Source organism: Sulfitobacter sp. (assembly GCF_036960155.1).
Lineage (GTDB): Bacteria > Pseudomonadota > Alphaproteobacteria > Rhodobacterales > Rhodobacteraceae > Sulfitobacter.
In genome coordinates, this window is sequence record NZ_JBALWB010000001.1 from 1095938 (window position 1) to 1108098 (window position 12161).

Consider the following 12161-nt stretch of genomic DNA (forward strand, 5'->3'; position numbering starts at 1 on the left):
ATGCGAATTCAGGCATTTTGCCTGTTCGTAAGGCAGACTGGGCATGATTAACTCACACCGCAATCTGCGGCTCTTAGGATGCTACGTTCAACATGTCGCCATCCTTGAGCGCCTTATATGTTTCATCCAAGGCGAGTTTCGCACGTGTGTGAAAGATGTCGATCTCATCCGGCGTGATGACCAATGGTGGAGAGATGATCATGCGATCCCCTACGTGACGCATCACCAAACCATTGGCAAAGCAGCGCTCGCGGCAAAAAAACCCTACGGTGCCTTTGTCCATTTCAAAATCGGCGCGGGTTTCCTTGTTGGGTGTCAGGGGAAGCGAGGCCATCATGCCTTGAACGTTCATTCCACCAACCAGCGGATGTTCTGCCAGCTTTTCCAACGCGGCGTTTAGCGCGGGGGCAGCCACGTTGTTTACGTGATCTAAAATGTTCTCGTCTTGCATGACTCTCAAGTTTGCTAATGCAACCGCTGCGCAAACGGGGTGCCCTGAATAGGTGTAGCCATGGTTGAATTCGATGGCGTTGATTACTTCGGCAATTTCATCGCATACGATTGATCCACCGATGGGTGCGTATCCAGAGCTGAGACCCTTTGCGATTGTCATGATGTGCGGTTTGATTCCCATCGTTGTGGAGCCAAACCAATTTCCTGTGCGTCCAAATCCGCAGATGACTTCGTCGGCGATGATTAGGACATCATACTTGTCGCAGATGCGTTGAATTTCGGGCCAGTAGGTTGCTGGCGGGATGATGACGCCACCCGCGCCTTGCACTGGTTCAGCAATAAACGCGGCGACTTTCTCGGCCCCAAGTTCACGGATTTTCGTCTCAAGCTCTTGCGCGCGGGCAAGGCCAAATTCCTCAGGTGTTTGATTGCCACCTTCGGTCCACCAATCAGGTTGACCAATGTGATGAATTCCGGGAATCGGCATGCCGCCTTGAGCATGCATATAGGCCATACCACCCAATGAACCCGACCCAACCGAAGAGCCATGATAGGCGTTTTTACGGCTGATGATATGGGATTTTTCGGGTTGACCTTTTTCCGCCCAATATGTCCTGACCATCCGTAGATTTGTGTCATTGGCTTCGGAACCCGAACCAGCAAAGAACACATGGTTCAACCCTTCTGGCGCTAGTTTGGCCAGTTCTGCCGCCAGTTCGATAGCTGGTGTGTGTGTCGTGTTGAAAAAGGTGTTGTAATAGGGGAGCTCGGCCATCTGGCGTGTAGCCGCCTGAACCAGCTCCTCGCGACCGTATCCTATGTTCACGCACCATAGACCTGCCATGGCGTCCAAAATCTCATTGCCTTCACTATCACGCAGATAAATGCCCTTTGCGCTGGTGATCACACGTGCACCAATTCCGCTCAACTCGTCATTGGTGGTGAAGGGGTGCATGTGATGTGCTGCATCCAGCTTTTGCAATTCAGCAGTGGGGAGATGATTTGAAGTGGTGGTCATGAAAGGGCCCCTATCAGGTTGGAATACGATTATCGGAAAATATGATCAAATTGTTGCGCGGTCAATCTTACTGTGCTGTATATAGATTAGGCTGATGATAAAAATTTCTTCGAAAACAGCTCAGGCTAGGGTCACCGAACCTGAATTGGCTTGGCAATCGGTGCGAAGTTTGATCATCTTTTTGCCAAATGCTGGGATCAACCCAGCGTCACCTATGGGAGTCTCATAATGATTAAGTCACTTTTAACGGGCACCGCAGCTGTAGCCTTATTGGCTGGCACTGCCTTTGCCGAAGAAGTTCGCGTGTACAACTGGTCGGACTATATTGACGAAGACCTGCTTGCCAAATTCGAAGAAGATACTGGCATCAAACTGATCTATGATGTTTTTGACAGCAATGAATTGCTGGAAACCAAAATGCTTTCCGGTGGTTCAGGTTACGACGTTGTTGTTCCCTCAGGTACATTCCTGCAGCGCCAGATCACAGCAGGCGCTTTCCAGAAGCTGGACAGATCCAAGCTGCCAAACATTGAAAATATGTGGGACGTAGTCGAAAGCCGCACGGAACAATATGACCCTGATAACGCTTACTCGGTCAACTATATGTGGGGCACCACCGGCATTGGTGCGAATGTTGGAAAGGTGCAGGAACTGTTGGGCGCAGATGCGCCGCTCGATTCGCTTGAACTGGTATTAAACCCAGACAACATGTCCAAGCTGGCAGAATGCGGTGTGCATTTCCTTGATGCGCCAGCCGAAATGCTGCCAATGGCTTTGAAATACATCGGTGAAGATCCCGATAGCCACGATCCGGAAGTCATCGCAAAAGCCGAAGAGGTCATGACGAAAATCAGGCCTTTCATTCAGAAATTCCACAGCTCTGAATACATCAACGCGCTGGCGAACGGCGACATTTGCGTTGCTGTGGGCTGGTCAGGCGATATCTTGCAAGCGCGTGACCGTGCCGCAGAAGCCGATAATGGTGTTGTAATTGCATATAACGCGGCCAAAGAAGGTGCGCAGATGTGGTTTGATCAGATGGCAATTCCTGTTGATGCGCCCAACCCTGATGCGGCGCATAAGTTCCTGAACTTTATCATGGATGCGGAAAACATGGCTGCGGCGTCGAACTATGTTTACTACGCAAACGGTAACAAGGCCTCACAAGAGTTTTTGGTCGAAGACGTAAGTGGCGATCCCGCGATTTATCCTGATGCGGCCACGCTAGAGAACTTGTTCACAACCAGACCTTACCCGCCAAAGGTGCAACGTGTTGTGACACGCAGCTGGACAAAAATCAAATCCGGTACCTGATTTGAAAACGACTTAGGCGGCATCAAACGGTGCCGTCTTTTCCACTGTGGCGTACAAGGATTAACACTCGTGAGTACAACTGTTTTTGCCCCTTGGGACGATCTGTCGGAAAAACCCCTCATCCGGTTCAAGAACGTCACAAAACGCTTTGGCGATTTCGTAGCAATCGACAACCTGACACAAGATATCTACGAGAAAGAGTTCTTTGCTCTTCTTGGTCCATCGGGCTGTGGCAAGACCACGATGATGCGGATGTTAGCGGGGTTTGAGACCGTAACCGAAGGCACAATTGAGCTGGCTGGTCAGGACATCGCTGCGGTGCCGCCGAACCAACGTGCAGTGAACATGATGTTTCAATCCTATGCGCTGTTTCCCCACCTTAGTGTCTATGAGAACATCGCCTTTGGTCTAAAACGTGACAAGCTCCCAAAAGACAAAATTGATGCGCGCGTTTCCGAAATGCTTAAGCTGACACGTTTAGAAAAATTCGGTCGACGTAAACCTCACCAGATTTCCGGTGGGCAACGTCAACGTGTCGCCCTCGCACGGAGCTTGGCCAAGGGGCCAAAACTGTTGTTACTGGATGAACCGCTTGGCGCGTTAGATAAAAAGCTGCGTCAGGATACACAGTTTGAATTGATGGATATTCAAGAGACGACAGGCACCACGTTTGTCATCGTCACCCACGATCAAGAAGAAGCGATGACAGTCGCTTCACGTGTTGCAGTGATGGACGAAGGTCGCATCATTCAGGTTGCAACACCGGACGGGATCTATGAGACTCCCAATAGTGTGTACGTGGCCGATTTCATCGGTGATGTGAATATTATCAAAGGCACTGCAAAGGCTGCAAACAAGGAGCAGTATTTTGTTGATTGGTCCGGCGATCAGGCCCCCATTTTAGCGACATCCGAGCTGCCATTTTCTGAGGGCCAGGAGTGCCATCTCGCCATTCGTCCAGAGAAGATTTCTATTACCAAAGACAAACCTGCAGAGGCTGAAAATGCGGTTCAGGGCAAAGTTCTTGATATCGCGTATCTTGGAAACTTGAGTACCTATCACGTGGAGCTCCTTGGTGGGCAGATCATAAAAGCGCAGACCGCAAATACACGTCGCCTATCGCGCCGTGATATCACATGGGAAGATCCTGTTTGGATCCGCTGGAACGCGACCGCTGGGGTGCTATTGGCCGAATGAGCTTATGTGAGAGCATCTTTTTAGACACTGTGGCGCAGTTACAGATAGTGCCTAATTTGCAATCTGAACGAGGAGGAATGTGATGCGTAAGTTTGCATTAATTGCGGTGCCATACTCGTGGTTGTTGGCACTGTTTTTGGTCCCTTTCTTGATCGTTTTCAAGATATCCTTGTCAGACATAGCGCTTGCAATTCCGCCCTATACGCCAACGATCAAGGACGGCTTCAGCGCGTTGATCAAGGGTTTGGATTTCGAAAATTTCGTCTTCTTGACCACAGATGATCTGTATTACAAAGCGTATTTGAGCAGCCTGAAAATTGCATTTATTTCCACCCTCCTGACGCTCTTGGTTGGCTACCCGATGGCCTATGCGATGGCCCGTGCCCCGGACGAGTGGCGCGCCACGTTGATGATGCTGGTGATCCTGCCTTTCTGGACCTCCTTTCTCATCCGCGTCTATGCGTGGATTGGAATCCTGAGCAATGAGGGTTTGCTGAACCAATTCTTGCTGTGGACAGGTTTGATTTCGGAACCGCTCACAATCTTGAACACAAACTATGCTGTCTATATCGGCATCGTTTATACCTATTTACCCTTCATGATTTTGCCGATTTATGCCGCGCTTGAACGACTTGATGGCAGCTTGATTGAAGCCGCTGAAGACCTTGGCTGCTCTCGTCTATCTGCGTTTTGGTTGGTGACGATTCCCTTATCGAAAAACGGGATCATTGCGGGGTGTTTCCTGGTGTTCATTCCGGCGTTGGGTGAATTTGTTATCCCGTCCCTCTTGGGGGGCTCAGGTACGCTGATGATCGGTAAAGTCTTGTTTGAAGAGTTCTTTAACAATCGCGACTGGCCCGTTGCATCAGCAGTGGCGGTGATCCTGCTGCTGATCCTGATTGTCCCAATTGTGCTTTTCCAACGGAACCAGCAAAAACAGGCGGAGGCAGAAGCATGAAGCGTCTAAGCCCATTCAACATCACGTCGCTTACTCTCGGGTTTGCATTTCTGTATTTACCGATGATTCTTCTGGTGATCTATAGTTTTAATGCGTCAAAGTTGGTTACGGTTTGGGCTGGGTTTTCAACCAAATGGTACGGTGAGTTGTTGCGTGACGAGGCGTTTCTAAATGCAGCGTGGGTAACGATCAAAGTTGCAGTGATCTCGTCTACCTTCGCGACGATCCTTGGAACAATGGCGGCTTATGTGTTGGTGAACTCTGGCCGGTTCTTTGGACGTACGCTGTTTTCTGGCATGATCTATGCGCCGCTTGTTATGCCCGAAGTTATTACAGGTTTATCGCTGCTTCTTTTGTTCATCGGGATTGGGCTAGATCGGGGTGTGCTGACAATTGTTTTGGCTCATACGACGTTTTCGATGTGCTATGTTTCAGTTGTGGTTTCTTCACGGTTGGTCAGTTTCGATCGCTCGTTGGAGGAGGCGGCGCTTGATCTGGGGTGCAACCGATTTGACGCCTTTCGGCTGGTCACTTTGCCAATCATTGCGCCAGCTGTGATTTCCGGCTGGTTGCTCGCCTTTACGCTTAGCCTTGATGATCTAGTGATTGCATCGTTTGTATCTGGCCCGTCCTCAACAACGCTACCTATCAAGATTTGGAGCGCAGTTCGCCTTGGTGTTTCGCCGGAGATTAACGCCCTATCAACGCTGATGATCGGGATTGTGACTGTTGGGGTGATTTCAGCATCGCTCATTTCTAAACGCAATTCGGTGCGTGCGCAAAAAGATGCGCGGGCTGCCGAACGTACGGCATGAAACGAATATTTGACGAGTACGCCTATGGTGATGGCCCCCGTACGAAGTGCTGGTGGGATGTCACGTGCGATATTCCTGCTGCTCCCGTTTTCAAAGAATCGGGGCATACAGATGTGGCCATTATTGGTGCTGGTTTTACTGGGCTGATGGCCGCGCTACATTTGGCCCGTGATGGGATCAACGTTACAGTTCTCGAGATGAAACGTATCGGTTGGGGCGCCTCTGGCCGCAATGGTGGCTTTTGTTGTCTCGGCGGCAGCATGGCTAGCGATACAACGCTGGATCGCCGTTTTGGCAAACAGGGTCGCGTTGATTTTCGCCGCACAGAATTGGCTGCGATCCGGTTGGTTGAGGAAACGATTGCGGCACATAACATCAACGTGGATAGACATTCATGGGGCGAGACGTCGCTGGCGCACCGGCCGAAAGATATGGGTGAATTAGAGAGCTACGGTCTGAGCGTGCAAGAAAACTATGGTGTGCCTTATCACCTTCATGGAACGGAGGATCTCACAGCTTTGGGTATGGCTGGCCCGTTCTACGGGGGTATCACAATCGAGGCTGGTTTTGGTCTAAATCCGCGCAAATATATAAAGGGATTGGCAAAGGCCGTGCAAGCTGCCGGAGGCGTGATATTCGAATCCAGCTCTGTATCGAAGATAATGAAACAGTCAGGAGGTTGGACACTTGATGTGAATGGCTATTCGCTTCACGCTGATCGCGTGATTGTAGCCACGAATGGGTATTCATCCGAGGACTTGCCAGATTGGCTGTCAGCGCGCTACATGCCAGCCCAGTCAAATGTTATCGTCACACGTCCACTGTCGGAACAAGAGCTATTTGACGCAGGCTGGACTACCGATCAGATGGCATATGACAGCCGTAATCTTTTACATTATTTTCGACTTATGCCTGATCGACGATTCCTATTTGGAATGCGTGGCGGGCTCAGGACAGGTTCCAAAGCAGAGGCACGCGCCTTAGTCAAAATACGGTCTGATTTTGAAGCCATGTTTCCTGCGTGGAAAGAGGTCGAGGCAACGCACAATTGGTCAGGGATGGTTTGCGTCGCGCGTGACCTATTGCCATTTGTTGGCCCAATTCCCCAGCAACAGGGTCTTTTTTCCGGAATGTGCTATCATGGCAATGGTGTCGCGATGGGAAGTTATAGTGGCGGACTCCTTGCGCAATTGGTGCAAGGAAAACAACCAGACATGGCATACCCCGCCGCCATAAAATCACCTCTTCGAAAGTTTGAGTTGGGGCAGTGGCGCAGGGCTGCAATGCCGTTTGCTTATGCGGGACTTATGCTCGCTGACCGTTAAGTCCCTTCGCGCAACGCGGTGATGCTAGAGGCTGTTGCTTCGGCACCACCAGCAAAAACCACTACTGCCTCGTTTCCAATGTTTTGCACTTCAATAATGCGCGCATATGTTTCAGCTTGCGTGGCTGGTAACTGGGTGCCGCCGCCACCTGTTGCCTCAACCTCGAACCGATATAGCCCTGGATCAACCGGCTGTCCGTTTTGCTGGACACCAGCCCAAACAACAGGATCAGATGAAACGGGCAGAGAGCTACGGTCGATTTCAGTTCCGCTCTCGTTATACACCACCAATTCCATTTCTAACGCACCTACCGGAGGGGTTGGCAGCACCGTAATCGGTTCGCTGTCAAACGGTACAAGGGCAGCCGTACGCCCCTCCATGCCGATCCAACTGGCCATTTGCCCCATGGTTCCGCTGCCCAGTTGGTCCGTAAGCGCAGTGAGTAGGTCATTTGAAAGCACCTGTTGCTCGACCATCGAAAACTGCGCCAATTGAGCCGCATATTCTGAGCTATCAATAGGTTCTAAGGGGTCTTGGTATTTGGCCTGCGTGGTCAGCATTTTGATGAAGGTCTCAAAATCTGATGACAAAACTGCACTGGACTGAGCATCAGCAATAGCAGCGGTCGTGGCAGTTGAAGCAGCTGTTGAAGTGACGGAATTGGAAATCATAGTTGTTCCTTACAATCTAATGTCGACGCCGTCGGTGGACGCGGCGTTAAGTTGGGCAATGGTTGATTCTTCAACAAGTACTTGATCGGTTCCTTGGTCCAAACCGTTCTTGGTATCGGTCTGTTCGCTGGGGCGGCCGTCTTCAGCGTGATCGCTGTTTTGGGCTCCTTGCCCAAACTCAAAATTGATCTGTTGATAACCCATACTTCGGAAAGTTTGACCAAGTTGATCAATATGCCGGCGCATCAGGTCTATCGTCTCACCTCGTTCAGCGACGATGCTGACTGTGATCGCATTGTCGTCTGAAACAATGGACATCCGAACACGACCCAACTCATGGGGGGAGAGAGCGATTTCTACTGGCCGACTTGAGGCTTGCGTAGCAACCTCAGCCAATTGTCGGGCGATTTGAGGGGCGAGGTCGGCGCGCAGTTGACCTGTGCTATTCAGTGGTTGTGAGAGGGGCTGGGTTGTATCCAAATTGAAAACTTCAGGCGCAGCCAAAACGTTCATGGCGGTGGCCGGATTTTCTGAAGGGTTCGGTAGACTGAAATTGGCCTGAGATGAAGGCACACTGGCTAATGGTGTTGGTATGCGCGTGGCAGTCATATCAACGGGAATACTGGAAGGGCTGGATGATTGAGAAAATCTCGCTGAGTCGGAGATGATTCTGTCCTGTGTTCTACCAGTTTCAGTTATTAAGGTTCGAGGGTTCGAAACGGGAACTTTCGCAGCTATTCCAATAGTCGAAACAAGAACGGGATTTGGTTGGGAAATATTTGCATTTTGAGCTGTCTCAACAGGACTTGATGGCATTTTGGGTTGGTCCAATTGAGTTGATGCCAGCGATACAATGGCCTCCATTGGACTCCGCGATACTTGGGTTGACGCGGCTGATTTCTCCAAAATAACTTTCTCTGGAGGTAGCGAAGATTCATTCATGACTGTTTTCACGTTCGGCTGTTCAGAAAATAGTGCGGGTTTCGTTGGAGCCAATTCAATGAATGCTTCTGACTGAGCTTGAGGCGTTGCTGTAATGCTTTGATCCAAAACTCTTTGACCAATTGCTGCAGTAGTCTTTGGCTTCACAAGGATCGAAGTTCCAGAAGGCACTTCCAGCTTTGAGGTTGGATTCGAAGGATCACTTGAAGAGTTTTCACTGGAGGAAAGCGGGTTTCCGGCTTTAAGCTCATTTTGTGGGATTGTTGACGTAGTGCCCATTATCATCGCGAACTGAGCAGGCATGTTGACTGTAGCATGGCCTTTAACGTCAGAAATTGCAGTTGCGGTTGGTGCTGCAATTGCTTTTGGCGCTGTAGTTGCTGTTGGCGCTGCCGTTGCGGTTGGCACTGCGGTTGCTGCTGGCGCTGCAGTTGCGGTTGGTGCTGCAGTTGCTGTTGGCGCTGCAGTTGCTGTTGGCGCTGCAGTTGCTGTTGCCGCTGCGGTTGCTGTTGGCGCTGCGGTTGCTGTTGGCGCTGCGGTTGCTGTTGGCGCTGCGGTTGCGGTTGGCGCTGCGGTTGCTGTTGACGCTGCGGTTGCTGTTGACGCTGCGGTAGCTGTTGCTGTTGGCACTGCGGTTGCGGTTGCTGTTGGCGCTAAAGTTACAGATTCTAATTGTTGAATTGCTTGAATGCGCTGAGAAGCGATCCGCTCAGAAAGTCCAATTGGTGGATTTTGCGCAGCAGTAGCTATTGGTGCAAACGGGAATGGAATGGTGTCAGGTTCACTGATTGAAATCATACGGCTATTGATAGGAACCGCGTTAGGTTCAATTGCCATAGATGAAAGTGCTGATGAGCCTTGTTCTGCTTGCTCAAAATCTGCCTGGAACCCTCCGCTGGGGACTTCGCTATCTTCTGGGACAGGTGTTGATACGCTTTTATCTGCTTCTATGTTTGTCTGTACTGGAACCTCAAGGGTTTCTGGTTCGTTGTCGGCCAATTCCGAAGCTGATTCTGAGAGATTTGCAAGCAATTCTGCAAAGTCTGGCTGATCCTTTCCAGAGTGGTTTGTACGTTCATCTGGAATAGCCTTTGTGGCCCGAGCAGCATCAGGCGTGGATTTAAGCGCTGTTCCATTGGTCGCCGCATTTCCGACTTGTACAGTAGTTGTATTCATTCTGGTGCCTTTCGGGGTTCTTCCTCGATCTGCACACACTAACCACATTCTTCCTTACCGGTTGTTTACCGCTTTTGGCACATGCTTAGGAAAATTGATCCAATTTAAGGAGTATTTCGAATGATTCCGATTCCTGCCTCGGTTCCAATAACGACAACATCGTCTCCCCCGTCTCCCCCGTCTCGCGACAGTGCTTTGATGGAGGCTGCACAGAATCTTGAAGCTGCGTTTTTGGCTGAAATGTTGCAGTCAGCCGGGCTTGGCCAAACCAGCGAAAGCTTTGGAGGTGGCGCGGGAGAAGATCAATTCAGTTCGTTCCTGATTCAGGAACAGGCAAAGCACATTGTAAAAGCTGGCGGTATTGGGCTGGCCGAATCACTTTTTGAAGCTCTGAAGGAACAAACACATGACTGATGAACACATTGAACTGAGCGAACTTGATACCCTTCTTGATCAAGAACGGGCCTTTCTGCTCAATGGCGATCTGAACGGGCTTGGGACACTATTACCTGCAAAAGAAAAATTGGTAGAGATTTTGTCAGAAGGTGATGAAAGCCACCATGAACAAATCGTGCCATTAGAAGGTAAGCTGAAACGCAACCAATTATTGCTGGATGGTGCACTGGAGGGGATTCGCTCGGTAGCGGCGCGATTGGCTGCATTGCGGGAAGTTCGGACATCACTAGATACCTATGATGCACAAGGCCGTAAAAAGCGTGTTGTAACGCAAGTTACACAGAAACTGGAAAAGCGGGCGTGAGTTTTGTGAACGATACTTCAGCAAGTAAACCAACCCAGAATGAGCTGATGGTCAGTTTAATAAAATGCGCTGCACAGCGATTGTGCGCATTAAGAGTTTAGAAAGCGGACAAAGCACATATTGTCCATGCATCCGATACACGGATGGCACACTGCCTGAACGGGCAGATGTAAAGGTCAGTATGGCATTCCTGTCCCACATTAGTGAGGACGCTATCCGGCGCAAAGCGTCGACACGAAAATAAGGAACGTGCTACAATGTCGAGCATTCTTACAAACAACAGCGCAATGGTTGCCCTGCAAACTTTGAAATCTATCAACATGAACCTGGCGGATACGCAAAACGCGATCTCCACAGGTAAGGACATCAATTCAGCCAAAGACAACGCTTCGGTCTGGGCGATTTCCAAAGTGATGGAATCAGATGTATCTGGTCTGGATGCCGTTCAGGACAGCCTTGCGGTTGGTCAATCCGCGGTTGGCGTGGCAAGTGCGGGTGCGGAATTGATCGTGGAAACGATCAAGGAGATGCAGGCGCTGGCGATTTCTGCACAATCAGAATCTGCAGACTTCGCGCAGATTGATCTCGAAATGGCAGCAAAGAAGGAGCAACTCGATTCCATCGTGGCTGGCTCTCAGTTCAACGGTGTGAACCTGTTGAATACCGATACGGATGGTAATGGTGCGGCTGGTCTGGATGTCGTAGGCTCCATCAACCGCATTGGTGCGGGCGCGGCGACAGCGACGACGATTACCGTCGCGACGGCTGATCTTGAGGCGTCCGTTACGGATATCACCCTGACGGGCACTGCTGATACGACAGACGCCGCGACAACCTACACCGAGCTGACGACTATGTTAGACGCGGCGATCACTGGTGCGGCGGCCCTTGGTACTTCAGCCAAGCGGTTGGACGATCAAGCCAACTTTGTGTCCAAACTGTCTGACTCGTTGACAACCGGTATTGGCGCCCTTGTTGATACGGATATGGAAGCGGCATCTGCCAAACTTCAGGCGCTGCAGACTCAGCAGCAGTTGGGTGTTCAGGCGCTGTCGATTGCCAATGAGGCACCTTCAACAATCATGTCTCTCTTCCGTTAAACGGTGGATCGGTAAAATAGGTTGGAGGCGCGTATGTGCGCGCCTCCTCCACTGCCAGTAACGAGTAGGGACAGCCGTGAATACAACACAACTTGCGCAGCGTGGATATGCACCCACGGCCGCACCTTTAAAATCAGCCCGTAAGGCAGAATATGATGTCATCGCGCGCATCACCTCGCGGTTAACTGCAGCCATGCGAGAGAAAAATTTCGGTAAGTTGATTGACGCTTTGCATGAAAACCGAACTCTCTGGCGAAAGCTAGGGATGGACGTAGCAAGTTCAGGAAATTTGCTGCCTGATGAGCTGCGTGCGCGTTTAATATACCTCGCCGAATTTACGGATCATCACACCCGCAAGGTCATACGGCGTGAAGATTCTGCCATGCCACTTGTCGAAGTTAACACCGCAATTTTGCGCGGCTTGAAATAGAT

13 protein-coding genes are annotated in these 12161 nt (G+C 50.6%); 10 read left to right on the forward strand and 3 right to left on the reverse strand.

All coding sequences use genetic code 11. From position 1 onward, the window contains the following. Positions 1 to 73: 73 nt before the first annotated feature. The gene (locus tag V7775_RS05475) at positions 74 to 1471 is read right to left on the reverse strand and encodes an aspartate aminotransferase family protein (protein WP_335750841.1); all 1398 of its coding nucleotides are present in this window, start codon (positions 1469 to 1471) and stop codon (positions 74 to 76) included. 228 nt (positions 1472 to 1699) lie between these two features. Between V7775_RS05475 and V7775_RS05480 the strand changes: the two genes are divergently transcribed. The 5 genes from V7775_RS05480 (at position 1700) to V7775_RS05500 (ending at position 7080) form a co-directional block, all read left to right on the forward strand. Next, a complete protein-coding gene (locus V7775_RS05480) occupies positions 1700 to 2785 on the forward strand; it encodes a polyamine ABC transporter substrate-binding protein (protein WP_335750842.1) in 1086 nt (361 codons plus the stop codon). A gap of 69 nt (positions 2786 to 2854) precedes the next feature. Further along, the gene (locus V7775_RS05485; RefSeq protein WP_335750843.1) at positions 2855 to 3982 is read left to right on the forward strand and encodes an ABC transporter ATP-binding protein; all 1128 of its coding nucleotides are present in this window, start codon (positions 2855 to 2857) and stop codon (positions 3980 to 3982) included. Positions 3983 to 4064: 82 nt separating this feature from the next. Continuing rightward, on the forward strand, positions 4065 to 4940 hold the full coding sequence (locus V7775_RS05490) for an ABC transporter permease subunit (protein WP_335750844.1): 876 nt from the start codon (positions 4065 to 4067) through the stop codon (positions 4938 to 4940). Continuing rightward, on the forward strand, positions 4937 to 5755 hold the full coding sequence (locus V7775_RS05495; protein WP_335750845.1) for an ABC transporter permease: 819 nt from the start codon (positions 4937 to 4939) through the stop codon (positions 5753 to 5755). Before V7775_RS05490 ends, V7775_RS05495 begins: the two co-directional genes overlap by 4 nt. Further along, a complete protein-coding gene (locus V7775_RS05500) occupies positions 5752 to 7080 on the forward strand; it encodes an NAD(P)/FAD-dependent oxidoreductase (RefSeq protein WP_335750846.1) in 1329 nt (442 codons plus the stop codon). Before V7775_RS05495 ends, V7775_RS05500 begins: the two co-directional genes overlap by 4 nt. Here the strand turns inward: V7775_RS05500 and V7775_RS05505 are convergent. Both V7775_RS05505 and V7775_RS05510 read right to left on the reverse strand, forming a co-directional pair. Continuing rightward, entirely contained in the window at positions 7077 to 7751 is a 675-nt protein-coding gene (locus V7775_RS05505; RefSeq protein ID WP_335750847.1) for a flagellar hook capping FlgD N-terminal domain-containing protein, read from the reverse strand. The two genes, V7775_RS05500 and V7775_RS05505, sit on opposite strands and share 4 nt — an antisense overlap. A gap of 9 nt (positions 7752 to 7760) precedes the next feature. Beyond that, entirely contained in the window at positions 7761 to 8996 is a 1236-nt protein-coding gene (locus V7775_RS05510; protein WP_335750848.1) for a flagellar hook-length control protein FliK, read from the reverse strand. On the opposite strand from V7775_RS05510, the gene V7775_RS05515 reads away from it, so the two are divergent. The 5 genes from V7775_RS05515 (at position 8995) to flaF (ending at position 12159) form a co-directional block, all read left to right on the forward strand. After that, positions 8995 to 9372: a hypothetical protein gene (locus tag V7775_RS05515; RefSeq protein ID WP_335750849.1), complete on the forward strand. Its 378-nt coding sequence runs from the start codon at positions 8995 to 8997 to the stop codon at positions 9370 to 9372. The genes V7775_RS05510 and V7775_RS05515 overlap by 2 nt on opposite strands. Before the next feature lie 617 nt (positions 9373 to 9989). Continuing rightward, positions 9990 to 10283: a rod-binding protein gene (locus tag V7775_RS05520; protein WP_335750850.1), complete on the forward strand. Its 294-nt coding sequence runs from the start codon at positions 9990 to 9992 to the stop codon at positions 10281 to 10283. After that, a complete protein-coding gene (locus tag V7775_RS05525; RefSeq protein ID WP_335750851.1) occupies positions 10276 to 10629 on the forward strand; it encodes a hypothetical protein in 354 nt (117 codons plus the stop codon). Before V7775_RS05520 ends, V7775_RS05525 begins: the two co-directional genes overlap by 8 nt. 257 nt (positions 10630 to 10886) lie before the next feature. Continuing rightward, positions 10887 to 11729 carry a flagellin N-terminal helical domain-containing protein gene (locus tag V7775_RS05530; RefSeq protein ID WP_335750852.1) on the forward strand — a complete coding sequence of 281 codons (843 nt, stop codon included), beginning with the start codon at positions 10887 to 10889 and terminating at the stop codon, positions 11727 to 11729. A 76-nt stretch (positions 11730 to 11805) separates the two neighbouring features. After that, positions 11806 to 12159 (forward strand): flagellar biosynthesis regulator FlaF, encoded by a 354-nt coding sequence (gene flaF, locus V7775_RS05535; RefSeq protein WP_335750853.1) that lies wholly within the window; start codon positions 11806 to 11808, stop codon positions 12157 to 12159. The last annotated feature ends 2 nt before the right edge of the window (positions 12160 to 12161 follow it).

Bases quoted from the DNA above. Each gene is read 5' to 3' on its own strand.
- V7775_RS05475 (WP_335750841.1), bottom strand. From the start codon at position 1,471: ATGACCACCACTTCAAATCATCTCCCCACTGCTGAATTGCAAAAGCTG.
- V7775_RS05480 (WP_335750842.1), top strand. From the start codon at position 1,700: ATGATTAAGTCACTTTTAACGGGCACCGCAGCTGTAGCCTTATTGGCT.
- V7775_RS05490 (WP_335750844.1), top strand. From the start codon at position 4,065: ATGCGTAAGTTTGCATTAATTGCGGTGCCATACTCGTGGTTGTTGGCA.
- V7775_RS05495 (WP_335750845.1), top strand. From the start codon at position 4,937: ATGAAGCGTCTAAGCCCATTCAACATCACGTCGCTTACTCTCGGGTTT.
- V7775_RS05500 (WP_335750846.1), top strand. From the start codon at position 5,752: ATGAAACGAATATTTGACGAGTACGCCTATGGTGATGGCCCCCGTACG.
- V7775_RS05505 (WP_335750847.1), bottom strand. From the start codon at position 7,751: ATGATTTCCAATTCCGTCACTTCAACAGCTGCTTCAACTGCCACGACC.
- V7775_RS05515 (WP_335750849.1), top strand. From the start codon at position 8,995: ATGTTGACTGTAGCATGGCCTTTAACGTCAGAAATTGCAGTTGCGGTT.
- V7775_RS05510 (WP_335750848.1), bottom strand. From the start codon at position 8,996: ATGCCTGCTCAGTTCGCGATGATAATGGGCACTACGTCAACAATCCCA.
- V7775_RS05520 (WP_335750850.1), top strand. From the start codon at position 9,990: ATGATTCCGATTCCTGCCTCGGTTCCAATAACGACAACATCGTCTCCC.
- V7775_RS05525 (WP_335750851.1), top strand. From the start codon at position 10,276: ATGACTGATGAACACATTGAACTGAGCGAACTTGATACCCTTCTTGAT.
- V7775_RS05530 (WP_335750852.1), top strand. From the start codon at position 10,887: ATGTCGAGCATTCTTACAAACAACAGCGCAATGGTTGCCCTGCAAACT.